This window comes from Phaeobacter sp. NW0010-22 (genome assembly GCF_040365955.1).
GTDB lineage: Bacteria > Pseudomonadota > Alphaproteobacteria > Rhodobacterales > Rhodobacteraceae > OMPR01.
On sequence record NZ_BAABWT010000004.1, the window covers coordinates 457,687 to 475,822 of the forward strand.

Sequence of the window (18,136 nt, forward strand, 5' to 3'; positions counted from 1 at the left end):
GATGCCCATTGACCCGTATTCAGAGCCCGCAGTCGGCCCGCGTCATGTCGCGATCATCATGGATGGCAATGGACGCTGGGCGCAGGCTCGTGGACGCCCTAGATTGTTTGGTCACCACGCGGGCGCAAAACGCGTGCGCGAGGTTGTTGATGTTTGCCCAACCATCGGGGTGAAATATCTGACGATTTTTGCGTTTTCGACTGAGAACTGGAAACGCACACAGGTCGAAGTTGCAGGCCTGATGAGTTTGTTTCGCCGCTATATCACTAAGGAAACACGTGAACTGCATCGCCGTGGCGTGCGGGTGCGGTTCATTGGGGACCGGCTGCGGTTAGATGCCAAATTGGTTGGGTTGATGGGGGAACTCGAAGATTTGACCAAGGACAACCCAGGGGTCCAATTGACGATTGCGCTTAACTACGGCGGTCGCGACGAAGTTGCGCGTGCAACCAAACGGCTGGCGCAGGACGTTGCTGACGGTAAGCTGTTGCCCAAGGATGTAGACGAAGAAACCTTGCCACGGTATCTGGATACACATGTTTTGCCGGATCCTGATTTGGTTATTCGAACCAGTGGCGAAGCGCGGATTTCCAATTTCCTGTTATGGCAATCAGCCTATGCAGAATACGAATTCATCGACACGCTTTGGCCAGACTTCACTGCGGCTGAGCTGACGCGCCTGTGCCAAAGCTATGGATCGCGTGATCGCCGGTTCGGAGCGGTCAAAACATGAGCGACAGTCGGTGGTCTGATCTTGCAGCACGTGTAACCTCAGCCGTCGTCTTGGTTGGGATTGGGGCCATCGAAGTTTGGCAAGGCGGTTTGTGGTTCGAGAGCTTCATCGCGGTTGCTGCTGCAATAATGATTTGGGAACTCGTGCGCATGCTCGACCCCGAACGATCTGGTGTTGCGGTGCAACTGGCGGTTCTTACCGGTGTCGCAGTGATGGCCTGCTATCATATCCCGCCCGTTTTCCGACTGCCTGTTGTCCTTGCGCCCGCGTTGGTTGGTATGGGGCAGTTGCGACAAAACCGGGGTCTGTATGTGGTGTTTTCCATTTGGATCACCGCAGCGGGTTTGGGTTTTATCTCAATCCGCGAAAACATGGGGTTTGACTGGATGCTTTGGCTCATCTGTGTCGTTGTCGCGACAGATGTGGCCGGGTATTTTGTTGGCAAGGCTATTGGTGGGCCAAAGTTTTGGCCCCGTGTGAGCCCTAAAAAAACCTGGTCGGGAACGGCTGGTGGTTGGGTCGCGGCAGGTTTCGTTGGGGTTGGTTTTGCAATCATCGGTGGGTTTGGCCTGCCATTGGTTGTGATATCGGTCTTAACCTCGATGGCCTCTCAGGCGGGGGATTTCGCAGAAAGCGCGATCAAACGCAAAACAGGGATCAAAGACAGCTCGAACCTTATCCCTGGACATGGCGGTTTTTTGGATCGATTTGATGGTATGATGGGGGCCGCTGTGTTTGTTCTGATCGTCGGATTGTTTCTGGCACCCGGAGATATGTAATGCGTAAGGTCTCGATTTTCGGGGCAACAGGGTCGATCGGTCAGAATACTATTGATTTGATTGCCCGTGCGCCTGAGAGCTATGATGTGGTCGCCCTGACAGGGGGCCATAACATTGAACAACTCGCTGCTGATGCCCAACGCGTGGGGGCGAATTTGGCTGTTACAGCCTTTGATGCCCGTCTTGATGATTTGAAAAATGCCTTGACCGGCACCGGGGTCGAAGCTGCGTCGGGGCAGGCGGCATTGACTGAGGCCGCCTCCAGACCTGCCGATTGGGTGATGTCTGCGATTGTTGGGGCAGCAGGGTTGGCACCGGGCCTAGAGGCCTTGAAACACGGGGCGACCCTTGCGCTGGCCAACAAGGAATCCTTGGTGTGTGCGGGCAGTTTGATATTGGAAACAGCACGCACGCATGATGCCTGTTTGCTACCGGTCGATAGCGAGCACTCTGCCATATTTCAAGCCCTGGTGGGGGAGGATATGGGAGCGGTTGAACGGATTATTATCACCGCCAGCGGGGGAGCATTCCGGGATTGGCCGTTGGTGGATCTGGAAAACGCAACGCCTGACCAAGCCTCAAGCCATCCCAATTGGGATATGGGGCAAAGGATCACCATCGATAGTGCGTCAATGTTTAACAAGGCGATGGAAGTCATTGAAACACGAGAGTTCTTTGGTGTTTCTCCTGACCAGATTGAGGTGATTGTTCACCCTGAATCTATTGTTCACGCATTGGTTGGGTTTCGCGATGGTGCGCTGATGGCGCACCTGGGTGCACCGGATATGCGCCATGCCATCGGATATGCACTACATTGGCCTGATCGGCTGGATTTGCCGGTTGAACGACTGGATCTTGCAAAGCTGGGTCAGTTGAATTTCCGCGCCCCAGAGGATGCGCGCTATCCGGCGTTGCGACTGGCGCGCTGGGTCATGGAGCGTGGCGGATTATCGGGTGCCGTCTTCAATGGCGCCAAAGAGCGCGCTTTGGATCATTTTATTGCCGGGCGCATTGGTTTTTTGGATATGGCGATCCTTGTTGAGCAGGTTTTGGACCGTTTTGAGGCAGGTTCGGGTCTCATTGATGCCGCAATGACCCTTGATAATGTGACCGAAACGGACCATCTCGCGCGTCAATGGACAGATGACGCCATGGTAAATAGAGCAGGGTAAAATTTTGGATATTGCAGCGTTGATCCCCCAATTCGGTGGTTTGATCTACATGATCGTGGCTTTCGTGCTGGCCCTTTCCGTGATTGTGGCGGTTCATGAATACGGACATTATATTGTTGGACGGTGGTCGGGCATTCACGCCGAAGTGTTTTCACTTGGGTTTGGGCCGGTTCTTTGGAGTCGTGACGACAAGCATGGCACACGCTGGCAAATAGCTTTGTTGCCCTTTGGTGGCTACGTAAAGTTTTTGGGCGACGCCAATGCAGCATCTGGAAAAGACGAAGGCACGATGGCCGATCTGGAACAGGATCCAGCCGCGCTGCGTCGGACCATGCACGGGGCGCCACTATGGGCCCGAGCTGCGACTGTTGCTGCGGGGCCTGTTTTTAACTTTGCGCTCTCTATTTTGGTGTTTGCCAGCATTTTCATGGCGCGCGGTGTTGCGACTGATCCACTGACCATTGGCGAACTCAAGACTCTTCCGAACACAGTACAAGAGCTGCAGATCGGGGATGAGATACAGGCGATCAACGGCAAAACTCTTCCAAAATTTGATGATGCAGACGGGTGGACTGACTATGTCGATTCCCTTGAGGCGCAGAAGCAACTGGAGTTTACTGTTAATCGCGATGGCCAAACGCAGACTGTTACCGGGCCTTGGTTGTTCCCGCCATTGGTACAACAGGTGGCCCCCCGTAGCGCGGCTATGGATATCGAACTGGCCTCTGGCGACGTTATCACGGCTGTTGATGGTCAAGACATCTTTGCGTTCGAGCAATTGAAAGAGGCTGTCGAAGGATCCGACGGACGAGTGTTGCTATTGTCTGTCTGGCGCGATGGTGAAATGCTGGAATTTGCGCTTGCACCCCGGCGTACGGATGAACCGCAACCCGAAGGTGGCTTTGTCACACATTGGCGTGTGGGGATCGTCGGCGGCATGATGTTGGTGCCTGCGACCGAGGCGGGTGGTGTTGGCATGGCGCTTACAGATGGCGTCGTTCAGACCGGGAAAATCATTCAAGGATCGCTGTCGGGCCTCTGGCATATGGTGACTGGGGCAATCAGCACCTGCAACATTTCCGGACCTATAGGCATTGCCGAGACATCAGGCGCGATGGCAAGTCAGGGCGCACAAAGCTTCATCTGGTTTATTGCGGTTCTGTCCACGGCTATCGGGATGTTGAACCTGTTCCCAATTCCTGCACTGGACGGGGGGCACTTGGTTTTTTATGCCTACGAGGCTGTCACAGGCAAACCACCAAGCGATACTGTGTTGCGTTTCTTGATGGCGATTGGGATTACCATGATCCTTTCGCTGATGGTTTTCTCGCTCGGCAACGATTTGTTTTGCTAAAATTTTCCCAACCTCTCTGAGCTAACGCCCAAGTCTGGCCACAATGTATGTCTAGATTGTGCTAAACGAGTAGCTCTAAGAGGATTTGGGCATGCAAACATTGCAGCATTCATATCGTGGCTTGGGCCTTTTAGTGGCCCTGAATTGGGATCGTGTGCTGTTTATTACAGCAATTGGTTTTGCGCTGCTCCTCGGGGCATTTCTCGGCAGTCTCTGATTCCGCTTCACATCTTTAGGACATTCGACAAGCAACACGCGGCTCACAGGGCCGCGTGTCTTTTTGTGCTTTTGACAACTCACGCCAATGCCGTTACTCACATCCCAAGGTCTAAAAAATTCGGGTTGATGATTTGATGTCTATTGGGAGATGCGCGGGTACATCCTGCGGAGGGAAAATTTCAAGCGACTACATCTTGTATCGCGTTCTAGGAGGGATTTTTCTTTTCTTGGCAACGGTTTTTACCGGATTGGCGACGCCAGCGATGGCTCAAACCTACACTTTCAATTCTGTGCAAGTGGAAGGAAATCAGAGAATCGAGACATCGACGATTGTCGCTCGAACGGGAATCGCCCGCGGTGAAAAGGTGACAGCAGGTCAATTGAACGACGCGTATAAGCGCATCCTTGACAGTGGTGTTTTTGGATCAGTCGAATTGACACCTCGTGGAAGCACATTGCTCATCACCGTCGAAGAGCACCCGACGATTAACAAAATTAGCTTTGAAGGCAATAAACGCATCAAAGATGAGACCCTAGAAGGTGTTGTTTCATCACAATCGCGTCGCGTTTTCACGCCCGAGCAAGCCGAAAAAGATGCCAGTGAAATCTCCAAAGTGTATTCTTCGCAAGGCCGTGTTGCAGCAACCGTCGTTCCTCGGATCATTCGCCGCTCAAACAACCGCGTGGATTTGGTATTTGAGATCGCCGAAGGGACCACGATTGAGATTGAACGCGTCAGCTTTGTTGGGAACCGTGTTTACTCTGATCGTCGTTTGCGTCGCATTCTGGCGAGTAAACAGGCAGGTCTGTTGCGTACATTTATCCGCTCCGACACATTTATTGCGGACCGGGTTGAGTTCGATAAGCAGTTGCTTCGCGATTTTTATCTGTCGCGCGGATACATCGATTTCCGGGTCAACAGCGCAAACGTAGAGTTCACACGCGAACGCGATGCGTTTTTTCTGGTGATGGACGTTCAGGAAGGTCAGCAGTTTTCGTTTGGTAAAATTTCGACCGTTAGCGAAATAAAAGGCGTGGAAGCTCCGAGATATAACGATGTTCTGAAGATCAAGCCCGGTGTGATTTACTCGCCGTCTCTGGTCGAAAATTCCATCGCACGTCAGGAACGCCTCGCCCTTCGTGATGGCGTGGATTTCCTAAGAGTTGAACCCCGGATTACCAGAAACGACCGGGATCTGACATTGGATGTTGAGTTTGCATTGGTTAAGGGCCCGCGCGTCTTCGTTGAACGGATCGACATCGAAGGAAACACGACCACCCTCGACCGGGTCATTCGCCAACAGTTTACTAGCGTTGAGGGGGATCCTCTGAACCCTCGTGAAATTCGTGAAAGCGCAGAACGTATTCGAGCACTTGGTTTTTTCAAGGAATCCAGCGTGGAAACCCGTGAAGGGACAACGCCCGACCGCGTGATTGTAGACGTTGATGTTGAAGAACAGCCAACAGGATCGCTTAATCTCGGTGGTAGCTTTTCGGCGGCTGACGGCTTTGGGGTGGCGATCGGTCTGAAGGAAGAAAACTTCCTTGGGCGGGGGCAACGTCTGGGCCTTCAAATTTCGACGGCTCAGGATTCTAAATCTTATGTTCTAGGGTTCGGTGAACCACATTTGCTTGGCCGAAATCTTGCCTTCAATGTTGATCTGGGGCTTTCGACCAGAAACTCCAGTTTTGCCAGCTATGACACGTCTCGTCGGTTCTTTAACCCTTCGCTGGCCTTCAAGCTTGGTGAGCTATCTACGTTGCAGGTCCGTTACGGATGGAACAACACAGAAATGTTGACCCGTACAAACATTGCAACTGGGGCCGTGATCACGTCAGAGATCGCGCAAGGAAAAAGATCTTCGAGCTCTCTAGGTCTAACCTATTCGTACGACAGCCGCCTCGGTGGATTGAATCCAAATTCTGGCGTGTTGTTCGAAGTCGGTCTCGATGCTGCTGGGCTGGGTGGTGACAACGAGTTCATAAAAACAGCGGCCAAGGCGATTGCGCAAACCAAGGTTCTGCATGAAGAAGTAACTCTGCGGGCATCTTTCGAAGTTGGTGCGTTGAGCTGGCGTAGTAATACAAGCAGCCGGACGATTGACCGCTTTATTCTCGGCTCCGAGGTCATTCGGGGCTTTGAACCAGCGGGTATTGGTCCACGCGATCTGTCCGGCGGGCAGGATGATGCAATCGGCGGCAACTACTTCGCTGCCGCCCGTTTTGAAGCGGAATTCCCACTTGGGCTCCCCGAAGAGCTCGGGATCCGGGGTGGGTTGTTCTATGATGTTGGTAATCTCTGGGACCTTAAGAACGTCAATACGGCCGGTGGCAATATTGTTGGTGCGGATGGGTCTTTGCGTCACGTCGTCGGGTTTTCCGTCTTGTGGACAACGGCGTTTGGTCCTCTGCGTTTCAACTTCACCAAAGCTCTCAAGAAAGAAACATTCGACAAGGAGCAGAGCTTTGACCTGACCATCCAGGCACGGTTCTAAACCGTGGAACTTAAGCTCCTCAAGAAACATTTCTGGACACAGGGCCTATTTCTGGCTCTGTGTCTTTTGCTTTGCCTTCCCTCCCAAGGTCTACAAGCGCAGGAATTAGGCGTCCCTCAAAGTCAGATCCTGACCCTTTCGTGGGAAACGATGTATGGGCGGTCAGCTTACGGACGTCGTATCGCCAATGAAATTGAGGCAGAAAGTGCTGTTCTTGCTGCTGAAAACGAGCGGATCATTGCTGAACTCAGTCAAGAAGAACAGAACCTAACAGAGCGGCGCAGCGAAATGGAACCCGAGGCTTTTCGGGTTCTGGTGGATGCGTTTGATCGCAAGGTACAAAGCCATCGAAATGGGCAGCGGGCCAAGCTGGAAGATTTGGATCGTAAGCAACAGCAGGCCGGAAGTGTCTTTCTGCAGTTGGCGCAACCTGTTCTCGAAGCCCTTATGCAAGAGGCCGGCGCCGTAGCAGTATTGGAGCGATCCAATGTGTTTTTACGTTCGAAGGATTCAGATATCACGGATATTGCCATTTCGCGCATAGATGCGACAATTGGAGATGGATCCAATATTCGCCTGCCAGCTCCTGAACAGTGAGCGCCTTGCTCTAACGCGCTTGTATTGTTAGTCAGATCCTAGAAAAACTAAAAAAATCAGGACACCTGCACATGACGACCGAAACCCAAAGTGCCGACATTCAGTTGATTCAGCGTATCTTGCCGCATCGGTATCCGTTTCTGCTGGTAGACAAGGTTTTGGACATTCGGGGCTATGAGTCCGCACGTGGCATCAAAAACGTGACGATGAACGAACCTCATTTCCAAGGACACTTTCCGGGTGTGCCGATTATGCCCGGCGTCACGATTGTGGAAGCCATGGCGCAAACAGCAGGTGTTATGATTGGTACGGCTTTGGATTTGGCGGATAAAGAGTTGCTGATCTATTTCATGTCGATCGACAAATGCAAATTCCGCCGCAAAGTTGTTCCCGGCGATGTGCTTGAGATGGAGCTCAAGACTCTGCGCGGCAAGCCGGGTGGCAAAGTCTGGAAATTTGGCGGCCTTGCAACCGTAGAGGGCGAAGTGGCAGCCGAAGCTGAGTTTTCCGCGCTCGTTGATCTTCAAAAGGCTTGACCCATGTCGCAGATTCATCCCAGCTCGGTCATTGAAGACGGCGCTGTTATCGGGGCCGATTGTACGATTGGACCTTTCTGCGTTGTTGGCCCGGACGTTCGTTTGGGGGATCGGGTTGAACTCAAGTCCCACGTCGTTGTGACCGGGGATACAGAAATCGGCGATGATTCCGTTATCTTCTCCTTTGCTGTGATTGGCGAAATCCCACAGGACCTGAAATTCAAAGGCGAACAATGTTCGGTCGTGATCGGGGCGAGAAACCGGATACGGGAACATGTGACCGTAAATGCCGGTACCGAAGGCGGTGGTGGCATCACACGGATTGGAAATGACAATCTGCTGATGGCTGGGTGTCATATTGCCCATGATGTACATGTTGGAAATCACGTGGTCATCGTAAATTCAGCGGCAATCGCTGGGCATGTCGTTATTGATGACAATGTCATTATTGGGGGCTTGTCCGGAGTTCACCAGTTTGTTCGTATCGGGCGCGGCGCCATTGTTGGTGCTGTCACAATGGTCACAAATGACGTCATTCCTTATGGCTTGGTTCAGGCCCCGCGTGGGGAGTTGGATGGGTTGAATCTTGTCGGCCTCAAACGACGTGGTGTCTCGCGACAGGATATCACATCGCTTCGGGCGGCGTTTCAAATGCTGGCGCAAGGCGAGGGCACGTTTCACGAGCGGGCCAAGCGTTTGGGTGATGAAACCGAAAGCGATTATGTGCGCGAGATAGTGGAATTTGTGATGGGCGACTCTGATCGGTCCTTCCTAACGCCGGGGAGCTAACACCATGCTTGCACTCATCGTCGGATCGGGTGGGTTGCCTGCCGAAGTTGTGGCGCGTTTGCCAAATGCGCCTTTGGTTTTCGCCCTCGAGGGATTTACTCCCGACGAGGTGCAGGTTGATCGTTCCTTTCGGTTGGAAACTCTTGGAACCTTGATTGCCGAGATCAAAGACAAAGGCGTCACTGATGTGTGCTTTGTCGGCTCTATTCAGCGACCACCAGTTGATCCGTCGCGGATAGATGCTGCAACGATGCCTTTGGTTCCGATCATTCAGAAGGCGTTGATGGCCGGGGATGACGGGGCTTTGCGCGCGGTGATCGAGATTTTCGAGCATGCTGGGTTGCATGTGCGCGCGGCGCATGAATTGGCGCCAGACCTGCTGCCTGAGGTTGGTTGCCCAACGAAGGCGCAGCCTTCGGACACGGATCACGCGGATGCCTCCCGGGGAACTGAAATCGTGCAATGCATGTGTGCCGCTGACGTGGGGCAGGCCTGTGTCGTTTTGCGTCGTCAGGCGTTGGCGATCGAAGGGGTGTTTGGAACTGATTGGATGCTGCAATCGCTGACCCAACGTCCTGATGCGGGCGGCGGTGTTTTGTTCAAAGCCCCAAAGCCTGATCAAGACCGCAGGGTGGACCTGCCAACCATCGGAGCGGGAACCGTCACCGCTGCTGTAGCCGCGGGCCTAGCGGGCATTGTGATAGAACAAGGTGGTGTCATAGTTTTGGATTGGGACCATGTGGTGGGCGAATGTGACCGCCTTGGCCTATTTCTATGGGTTCGTGAGCGAGCCGTCTGATGCGTGTCTTTATCCTGGCCGGTGAACCGTCGGGGGACCGGCTTGGTGCGGCATTGATGGAGGGTTTGAAAACCCTCTGTCCTGATGTGCGCTTTGATGGGATCGGTGGACCACTGATGCAAGGGCAGGGGCTGGTCAGCCGGTTTCCCATGCAAGAACTGAGCATCATGGGCCTGACTGAAGTGTTGCCCAAGTATTTTCATCTGAAGAAGCGGATTGCTGAAACTGCGGAACAGGTGCTGGAAACCCAACCCGATGTGATGATCACAATCGACAGCCCGGATTTTTGCCTGCGGGTTGCAAAGATCGTTAAAGCAGCCAGTAACATCCATACCGTACACTATGTTGCGCCCAGCGTATGGGCATGGCGTCCGAAGCGGGCGGACAAGATGGCGGCTGTCATTGATCATGTTCTTGCTCTGCTGCCGTTTGAACCTCCATATATGGAGGCCGCTGGCACGGCCTGTGATTTCGTCGGGCACCCAGTGGTTGGTGAGCCACAAGCAACCGAAGAAGAGATCACAGCATTCCGCGCGCATTATGGTTTAGGAGATGCGCCTGTTCTGCTGGCGTTACCCGGATCGCGACGTGGCGAAGTAGGCAAGCTAACCCCGATATTTGGGCAAGGGTTGAAACCATTCCTTGCCGATCATCCAGACATGCGCGTTGTTGTACCGGCAACGCCAAACGTCGCGGCATTGGTAACTGAGCTTGTCAAAGATTGGCCGGGAAATCCGGTTGTCATCAACCCTAGTGAATTTGACCAAGACATTGCCAAGAGCCATAAACGAGCGGCGTTCGCTACTGCTTCGATGGCCTTGGCAGCCTCTGGGACTGTGTCGCTTGAATTGGCCGCTGCACATACGCCAATGGTGATTGCGTACAAATTCAGCTGGCTGACCCATACCATCATGGAAAAGATGGCGCTGATTGATACCGTCACACTGGTCAATCTTGTCAGTGAGACCCGGACCATTCCCGAAAGCCTTGGCCCGGCCTGCTTGCCCGAGAATATAGCAGCAGGCTTGGCGCATGTATTCGAAAACCCAGAAGAGCAGGCAGAGGCGATGCGCATCACGATGGAACGTCTCGGTCGCGGTGGTGAAGATCCCGGCCTTCGGGCGGCGCGTGCGGTTTTGGCCAGACTGCCAAAAGGGTAACGGAGCATGGATATCCTGGCCTTTGCGCTCTCTGCTGGGTTGGCGCAAATTTTCACAAACATTGACAATCTTGCTGCCCTATTGGGGCTAAGCCTTGTTATGGGGCCTTGGCGGTCCATCCTCGCATACATGCTTGCACAAGGGCTGATCCTGACCGCTGCTATGGGCGTGGCACTAGGGGCCAATCAGGTGCAATTCGGGTCGGCTGGGCTGCTTGGGCTGATCCCGCTTTTTTTGGGCATGCGCGGTGTCTGGCAGCAGTTCGGGTCGGCAGAAAATAGCGCGGAGCAAGGTTTTTCTGGCCGTACATCCCTAGTGATGACAACGGTTCTTTTTCTCAGCCTGTCTTTGGACAGTTTCGCAGTGATGACGCCGCTTTTGGTCGAGTCTAGCCCGGTCTATCGCGGCGCAGCGCTGATGGGAGCTTTGATGGCTGTGGTGTTGCTTGGGGCGATCGGGCTGGTGTTTACAAAAACAGCCAGACCAACGGGTTCGTGGATCAGCAAGTTTGAAAGACTTGCCCCTTACGTTATGATTTGTGCGGGGCTGTATGTCTTGCTCGATAGCGGTACAGATGGGCTCTGAGGCGAGTTAGTACCCGCGCCAGATCCATCCACCGCCAAAGATGCGGCTGCTATCAGAATCATAGAAGACACAGGCCTGACCGGGCGATACGCCTTCCTCTGGAGTCAACAGTTCAACTTCGGCTGTTGTGTCGTTCAGCGGGCGAATGATTGCCTCACGGGGGGGGCGTGTTGATCGGACCTTGACCGAAACATGCCATTCCTTTTGCGAAGTAAACGGGGCGTCGCCCAACCAGTTGATTTCGCGGACGGGAATGGTGCGGGTGACCAGTAACTCTTTGGGGCCCACAACAACCTGCTTTTTATCGACATCCAGCCGCACAACATAGAGCGGTTCGCTCAAACCACCGATGCCGAGACCACGGCGCTGTCCAATCGTGTAGTGGATGACGCCGTTATGTTCGCCCAAGATGCGGCCATCGCTGTGGACGATCTGACCGGGCTCAGCGGCACCAGGGCGTAATTTCTGGATGACACTGGCGTAATCTCCATCAGGCACGAAACAAATGTCCTGACTGTCTGGCTTGTCCGCGACCGCCAATCCATACTGAGCGGCCATTTCGCGTGTGGCGTCTTTCGATGGCAGGTGGCCTAATGGGAAGCGAAGGTAATCGAGTTGCTCTGGGGTGGTTGAGAACAGAAAGTAACTTTGGTCGCGGTTTGCATCCTCGGCTGAATGCAATTCAGACCCATTGGATCCGACCTTACGCTGGATGTAATGACCGGTTGCCATGCAGTCCGCTTCTAGATCTTTGGCAGTCTCCAGCAGATCCTTGAATTTGACTCGTTCATTGCAGCGAATACATGGAACAGGTGTCGCACCCGCTAAATAGCTGTCGGCGAACTCATCAATCACCGCATCCTTAAAAATGTTCTCATAATCTAGGACGTAATGAGGGAAACCACGTTCGGCAGCAACGCGACGCGCATCGTGGATATCAATACCTGCGCAGCACGCACCTTTCTTGGCTAGCGCCGCGCCGTGATCATAAAGCTGAAGTGTCACGCCAACGACATCATAGCCCTGATCGGCCAAGTATGCTGCAACTACAGAGCTATCGACGCCACCGGACATAGCCACAACAACCCGCGTTTCAGCAGGTGGCTTGGCAAATCCAAGTGAGTTCAGCGGGTGTTCTGCATCAAGCGCCATGGGGCAGCTCCAGTCCGAGTTAAGGAAGACTGGCAGAATATAGGAAAATCCTAGACACTCTCAAGGGGCGGTTTCACCGCACGTTAAGTAGGCTGTTCGAAAGTTTCATCACTAGCAGAAAGGACAGGTGATGTTTTTGCGAAAAGTCGAAGGCCCAGGGGCCGTAACTTTGCCAGATGGCACAATTATGACGCGATCTGATTTGCCGTCTCCTGGCACGTCACGGTGGGTTGCCTCGCGCAAGATTGCCGTTGTGAGGGGGGTGTTATACGGGCTGATTACCCTGTCAGATGCCAAGAAAATGTATGGCCTCAGTGATGAGGAATTCAATGGATGGGTGTCTGCATTGGCAGATCATGGTGAAGATGCGTTAAAAACAACTTCCATAAAAAAATATCGACAACTTTAGGTTGATGATACATAATTTAATTATCGGTAACGCGGGGTTAACCTTTATTGGCCACGGTTGATCTCAACACGGGACTAAGTTTAAGGCGGAGAAATAGACATGCGTATACTTCTGGTTGAAGATGATCCAACGACATCTAAAAGCATTGAGTTGATGCTAACCCACGCGAACCTGAATGTTTACGCCACGGATTTGGGGGAAGAGGGGATAGATCTGGCCAAGCTCTATGATTACGATCTCATTTTATTAGACCTCAATCTTCCGGATATGAACGGACATGAGGTTTTGCGGCAATTGCGGATGTCTCGGATTGAAACACCGATTCTCATTCTGTCAGGCGAAGACGACACCGATAACAAGATTAAGGGCTTTGGGTTTGGTGCAGATGATTATCTGACAAAGCCTTTTCATCGTGAAGAGTTGGTCGCACGTATTCATGCCATCATCCGACGGTCCAAGGGCCATTCTCAGTCGGTGATTAAAACGGGGATGATTTCGGTGAACCTGGACGCCAAAACAGTGGATGTGGAAGGGCAACCGGTACATTTGACTGGCAAAGAATACCAAATGTTGGAACTGTTAAGCCTTCGCAAAGGCACGACACTGACCAAAGAAATGTTCCTGAACCATTTGTATGGCGGTATGGATGAGCCTGAATTGAAGATTATTGATGTGTTCATCTGTAAACTGCGCAAAAAACTCAGCAATGCCACAAATGGCGAAAGCTACATCGAAACGGTTTGGGGCCGGGGGTATGTTCTTCGTGACCCTCAACCGGTCGACATGCCTGACTCACGTATTGCCGTTAACGCATAGCATTTAGAGCGTCTTGTATTGACCACCTGTCCAGAGTGGTCGCTACCACTCACGAAGACAACATCTGGACCTGACCATGGCCTCGTCCTATCACTTGTCCCAACGACAAACGGCGGGACGAGGCCATGACCGACAGCATACCCACTCAAGACCTATCCAAAGAGCAAGCCAAGCAAGAGCTTGCGCGCTTGGCTAAGATGGTGTTGCAGGCGAACGAAGCCTATCATGGGGCAGATGCGCCTGAGATCTCAGATGCAGATTATGACGCGCTCAAATTGCGAAATGCTGCAATCGAAGCACGTTTTCCGGCGTTAAAGAGAACAGACAGCCCATCAGAACGGGTTGGATCCAAACCATCAGAGGGATTCGGCAAAGTTGCCCACGCTTTGCGTATGTTGTCGCTGGGCAATGCGTTCGACAACGACGATGTTGTCAGTTTTGATACTTCAATACGCAAATACTTGGGGATATCCGAGGCAACTTCCCTTTCTTACACAGCCGAGCCCAAGATTGATGGGCTGTCCCTGTCTCTACGGTACGAAGACGGGGTTCTGATTCAGGCTGCGACCCGGGGGGATGGGGAAACGGGTGAAAACGTTACAGCCAATGCACGGACCATCGCGGATATTCCGCATCAAATCTCTAACGCGCCCAAAATTCTCGAAGTCCGTGGCGAAGTGTACATGTCGCACCCAGATTTCGCAGCGTTGAATGCGCGCCAAACCGAACGAGGTGGTAAAACTTTCGCCAACCCGCGAAACGCCGCAGCGGGTTCTTTGCGTCAGTTGGATTCAGAAATCACTCGGTCGCGACCTTTGAAATTCTTTGCCTACGCTTGGGGTGAACTCTCAGAACCTTTAGCGGAAACGCAATGGGAGGCTATGCAACGCCTTCAATCGTTCGGATTTCAAACCAATCCGCTGACACGTTTGTGCGCAGATACAGACGAATTGATTGGGCACTACAAGGATATCGAAGCCCAGCGTTCGCAACTCGGCTATGATATCGACGGCGTTGTTTACAAAGTAAATGATCTTGGGCTGCAAGGTCGGTTGGGTTTCCGCTCTACCACGCCCCGTTGGGCCATCGCTCACAAATTCCCAGCAGAGCTGGCTTGGACCCGGCTGGAGGCAATCGATATTCAGGTTGGACGAACCGGGGCGCTCAGTCCAGTTGCGCGCCTGACGCCTGTCACCGTAGGCGGTGTCGTGGTGTCGAACGCGACGCTTCACAACGAAGATTATATTCGCGGTCAGGATGCCAAAGGCGAAACAATTCGCGATGGAAAAGATATCCGTGTGGGGGATTGGGTTCAGGTCTATCGTGCCGGAGATGTCATTCCAAAGATCGCCGATGTGGATCTGAGTAAGCGCAGTGAGTCCGCTGTTCCATTTGTGTTTCCGCAAACGTGCCCGCAATGTGACAGCCTCGCGGTACGGGAAGAAGGCGATGCCGTACGTCGGTGTACTGGCGGATTGATTTGCCCGGCGCAAGCCGTAGAAAAGCTAAAGCACTTCGTGTCACGCGGTGCCTTTGATATCGAGGGACTTGGGGCCAAACAGGTGGAGCAGTTCCACACTGATGGATGGATTGCGGAACCGGCCGACATCTTTACGCTCCGAGATCGGTTTTCCTCTGGCATGCAACAGTTGAAGAACCGCGAAGGCTGGGGTGAAAAATCTGCACAGAACCTATTTGATGCTATCGATGAAAAACGCACAATCCCTTTGGGACGTGTGATTTTTTCGCTCGGTTTGCGACACGTGGGTGAAGCCGCCTCCAATATGCTGGCGTTGCACTATGGCTCATGGGCTGCTTTTGAAACCGGGGTTACGCAAGCATCCAATCTGGAAGGGGCTGCGTGGGATGATTTGGTTGGCATAGATGGCATGGGGCAGGTAATGGCGACTTCGTTAGTCACGGAATTTGCGCAAGACAACGAACGAGCCTCGATCGACCGGTTGGTGTCACAACTCAACGTGGCCGACGCAAAACGGCCCGATACATCAGGCAGCCCGGTCGCGGGGAAGACCGTGGTCTTTACGGGAACCTTGGAAAAAATGACCCGTGCCGAAGCCAAGGCACGCGCAGAAACCTTGGGGGCCAAAGTGTCGGGATCAATTTCAAAGAAAACGGATCTGTTGGTGGCTGGTCCGGGCGCTGGATCCAAAGCGAAAAAAGCAGCTGATCTGGGGATCGAAACATTGGACGAAGACGGCTGGTTGTCGTTGATAGCTGGGGCATGAGCGGGCGCCCTGAACAGCTGTTTCCGCTTTTTGCCGGGCTGGAGACATTGGATGGAGTTGGTCCCAAAACCGCGCAACTCTTAAGCCAGATGGATATCGAAACCCCCCGCGATGTGGCGTTTTCGCTGCCTTATGCAGTGGTCGACCGCCGCCGGCGTGACACGATCCGTGGGGCTGATTTTCCCACGATGTTAACGGTCGAGGTGACAATTGGGGCGCATCACCCTCCTAGAAATAAAGGGGGTGCGTATCGGATTGATGTGGAGGATATGGAAGAAGAGTTCCAACTCGTCTTTTTCCATGCCCGTAGCGAATACCTGAATCGGATTTTACCCTCAGGTGAAAAACGGGTGATCTCTGGTAAGTTGGAGCTGTTCGATGGCACTGCGCAGATGGTGCATCCTGACCATATGCTACCGGTTCAAGAGGCCGGTGATATCCCTGAATTCGAGCCTGTGTACCATTTGACCCAAGGGGTGACGCAAAAAACGGCGTACAAAGCGGCGCGCAGTGCGCTTGCTCGGGCACCAGATCTTTCGGAATGGATTGATCCATCTCAGGTCGCTCAGGAGAACTGGCCGACGTGGCACGAAGCGATGTTGGCCGCGCATGAACCAATGGGCTTGGATGATGTTAGCCCCTTTGCCCCGTCTCGTGCGCGTTTGGCTTATGATGAACTTATGGCACACCAACTGACCCTTGCTTTGGCACGTCGTCGGGAACGCAAAGCCCGTGGGATTGTCAGTGTTGGCGATGGGCGTTTGCAATCGCAGGTTCTAACCAGCCTGCCGTATCGCCCTACGAATGCTCAGGCGCGCGCTATCGAAGAAATAGCGGCGGATATGGCGGGTGAAATGCGGATGAATCGCTTGCTGCAGGGCGATGTGGGCTCCGGTAAAACGCTGGTGGCCTTCATGTCGCTTCTTGTGGCTGTAGAAGCAGGCGGGCAGGGGGTCATGATGGCCCCTACCGAAATTCTGGCCCGTCAACATCTAGAAGGGCTGCGCCCGTTAGCTGAAGACGCCGGCGTTGTTCTCGATCTGTTGACTGGGCGTGACAAAGGCAGTGAACGCAAGGCGAAACTGGCGGCTTTGGCACGCGGAGATATCCATATTCTGGTTGGCACCCATGCAGTGTTCCAAAGCGACGTTGCCTTTCATGACCTGCGTCTTGTGATCGTGGATGAGCAACACCGCTTTGGCGTACGCCAACGCATGGAATTGGCGGAAAAGGGCATGGGCGCCGATGTATTGGTTATGACCGCAACACCGATTCCGCGCTCGCTCTCTTTGGCACAGTATGGGGATATGGACGTGTCAGTGCTGGATGAAAAACCAGCAGGTCGAAAACCGATCAAAACCGCCGTCATCAGTACACAGAGAATGAAGGACGTGGTCGACCATTTGCGCAAAGCTATCCATGATGGTCGGCAATGCTATTGGGTGTGTCCACTGGTCGAAGAATCTGAATTGGTGGATTTGACCGCTGCCGAAGAGCGGTTCAAACGTCTGCGCGCTATTTTAGGGGATGGGGTCGTGGGGCTGGTGCACGGGCAGATGCCCGCCGCTGAAAAAGACGCTGCCATGGCGGCGTTTCAGGCTGGCGAAACCAGCGTGTTGGTCGCAACCACCGTGATCGAAGTGGGCGTAAACGTTCCGAATGCTACGATTATGGTCATAGAACGTGCAGAGATATTTGGCTTGGCACAGTTGCACCAGCTTCGCGGGCGCGTTGGCCGTGGCGAAGCGGCCTCGACTTGTCTTTTGATGTACCAACCTCCGCTTAGCGAAAATGGACGCAAACGGCTCGAGGTTTTGCGCGAAACCGAGGATGGGTTTCAGATTTCGGAAACCGACTTGCAAATGCGCGGTGCCGGAGATTTGATCGGAACCGCCCAATCCGGCTTGCCCAAATTTCGGATCGCCGACCTGGAACGGCAAGCGGGCTTGATGGCTATTGCTCAATCAGATGCGCGGGCTCTGTTAACGGCTGATCCGGACCTCAGCAGCGAACGTGGTCGTGCAGCCCGGGCCCTGTTGTGGTTGATGAAGCAGGATCAAGCGATCAAGCTGATCTCTGTTGGGTAATATCTGGTGTGGAACATGTCTTTTGATGTGTTCCACATTCGGGTCTCAATGCCGTGAAAGCCGACAAAGAAAAACTCTTTAAGTTCCAATGTATTACATCGAAAATCCCTAAATGTTCGCAAATGTTCTCTAAAAGTTCTTTACAGAGCGCTCTAGAAATGAGAACAAAAGGTCAACAAAAGTTTAACCCTCTAGCCCGGAGTTTAAC

Annotated in this window: 16 protein-coding genes; 15 read left to right on the top strand and 1 reads right to left on the bottom strand. The window is 53.3% G+C overall.

Annotated elements, in window-relative coordinates; translation table 11 throughout:
* The first annotated feature begins 1 nt into the window (after position 1).
* The 11 genes from uppS to ABWV33_RS11635 all read left to right on the top strand — a co-directional run bounded on the left by uppS (position 2) and on the right by ABWV33_RS11635 (position 11,218).
* Complete coding sequence (uppS, locus tag ABWV33_RS11585) at positions 2-733, top strand: undecaprenyl pyrophosphate synthase (RefSeq protein ID WP_113824303.1); 732 nt, start codon at positions 2-4, stop codon at positions 731-733.
* Positions 730-1,512, top strand: coding sequence for a phosphatidate cytidylyltransferase (locus ABWV33_RS11590; RefSeq protein ID WP_353330853.1), 783 nt, complete (start codon positions 730-732; stop codon positions 1,510-1,512). Before uppS ends, ABWV33_RS11590 begins: the two co-directional genes overlap by 4 nt.
* Positions 1,512-2,684 carry a 1-deoxy-D-xylulose-5-phosphate reductoisomerase gene (gene dxr, locus ABWV33_RS11595; protein ID WP_353330855.1) on the top strand — a complete coding sequence of 391 codons (1,173 nt, stop codon included), beginning with the start codon at positions 1,512-1,514 and terminating at the stop codon, positions 2,682-2,684. The genes ABWV33_RS11590 and dxr overlap by 1 nt, the downstream gene beginning before the upstream one ends.
* A gap of 4 nt (positions 2,685-2,688) precedes the next feature.
* On the top strand, positions 2,689-4,038 hold the full coding sequence (rseP, locus tag ABWV33_RS11600; protein WP_113824300.1) for an RIP metalloprotease RseP: 1,350 nt from the start codon (positions 2,689-2,691) through the stop codon (positions 4,036-4,038).
* Between the two features lie 353 nt (positions 4,039-4,391).
* A complete protein-coding gene (gene bamA, locus ABWV33_RS11605; protein WP_113824299.1) occupies positions 4,392-6,752 on the top strand; it encodes an outer membrane protein assembly factor BamA in 2,361 nt (786 codons plus the stop codon).
* A gap of 3 nt (positions 6,753-6,755) precedes the next feature.
* On the top strand, positions 6,756-7,349 hold the full coding sequence (locus ABWV33_RS11610; protein ID WP_353330857.1) for an OmpH/Skp family outer membrane protein: 594 nt from the start codon (positions 6,756-6,758) through the stop codon (positions 7,347-7,349).
* 71 nt (positions 7,350-7,420) lie between these two features.
* Positions 7,421-7,885, top strand: a complete 465-nt coding sequence (fabZ, locus tag ABWV33_RS11615) for a 3-hydroxyacyl-ACP dehydratase FabZ (RefSeq protein WP_113824297.1) — start codon at positions 7,421-7,423, stop codon at positions 7,883-7,885.
* Positions 7,886-7,888: 3 nt separating this feature from the next.
* The gene (gene lpxA / locus ABWV33_RS11620) at positions 7,889-8,674 is read left to right on the top strand and encodes an acyl-ACP--UDP-N-acetylglucosamine O-acyltransferase (protein WP_353330859.1); all 786 of its coding nucleotides are present in this window, start codon (positions 7,889-7,891) and stop codon (positions 8,672-8,674) included.
* 4 nt (positions 8,675-8,678) lie between these two features.
* The gene (locus ABWV33_RS11625; protein WP_353330861.1) at positions 8,679-9,473 is read left to right on the top strand and encodes an LpxI family protein; all 795 of its coding nucleotides are present in this window, start codon (positions 8,679-8,681) and stop codon (positions 9,471-9,473) included.
* Entirely contained in the window at positions 9,473-10,633 is a 1,161-nt protein-coding gene (gene lpxB, locus ABWV33_RS11630) for a lipid-A-disaccharide synthase (RefSeq protein ID WP_215402341.1), read from the top strand. Before ABWV33_RS11625 ends, lpxB begins: the two co-directional genes overlap by 1 nt.
* Positions 10,634-10,639: 6 nt before the next feature.
* A complete protein-coding gene (locus tag ABWV33_RS11635; RefSeq protein ID WP_353330863.1) occupies positions 10,640-11,218 on the top strand; it encodes a cadmium resistance transporter in 579 nt (192 codons plus the stop codon).
* A 6-nt stretch (positions 11,219-11,224) separates the two neighbouring features.
* On the opposite strand, the gene mnmA is transcribed toward ABWV33_RS11635, so the two are convergent.
* The gene (gene mnmA, locus ABWV33_RS11640; RefSeq protein WP_353330865.1) at positions 11,225-12,370 is read right to left on the bottom strand and encodes a tRNA 2-thiouridine(34) synthase MnmA; all 1,146 of its coding nucleotides are present in this window, start codon (positions 12,368-12,370) and stop codon (positions 11,225-11,227) included.
* A 130-nt stretch (positions 12,371-12,500) separates the two neighbouring features.
* Between mnmA and sciP the strand changes: the two genes are divergently transcribed.
* The 4 genes from sciP (at position 12,501) to recG (ending at position 17,928) form a co-directional block, all read left to right on the top strand.
* Positions 12,501-12,779: a CtrA inhibitor SciP gene (gene sciP, locus ABWV33_RS11645; protein WP_113821695.1), complete on the top strand. Its 279-nt coding sequence runs from the start codon at positions 12,501-12,503 to the stop codon at positions 12,777-12,779.
* Between the two features lie 99 nt (positions 12,780-12,878).
* Positions 12,879-13,595 (top strand): response regulator transcription factor CtrA, encoded by a 717-nt coding sequence (gene ctrA / locus ABWV33_RS11650; RefSeq protein WP_113821694.1) that lies wholly within the window; start codon positions 12,879-12,881, stop codon positions 13,593-13,595.
* A 125-nt stretch (positions 13,596-13,720) separates the two neighbouring features.
* Positions 13,721-15,841, top strand: a complete 2,121-nt coding sequence (gene ligA / locus ABWV33_RS11655) for an NAD-dependent DNA ligase LigA (protein ID WP_353330868.1) — start codon at positions 13,721-13,723, stop codon at positions 15,839-15,841.
* Positions 15,838-17,928 (top strand): ATP-dependent DNA helicase RecG, encoded by a 2,091-nt coding sequence (gene recG, locus ABWV33_RS11660; protein ID WP_353330870.1) that lies wholly within the window; start codon positions 15,838-15,840, stop codon positions 17,926-17,928. Before ligA ends, recG begins: the two co-directional genes overlap by 4 nt.
* Positions 17,929-18,136: the final 208 nt, after the last annotated feature.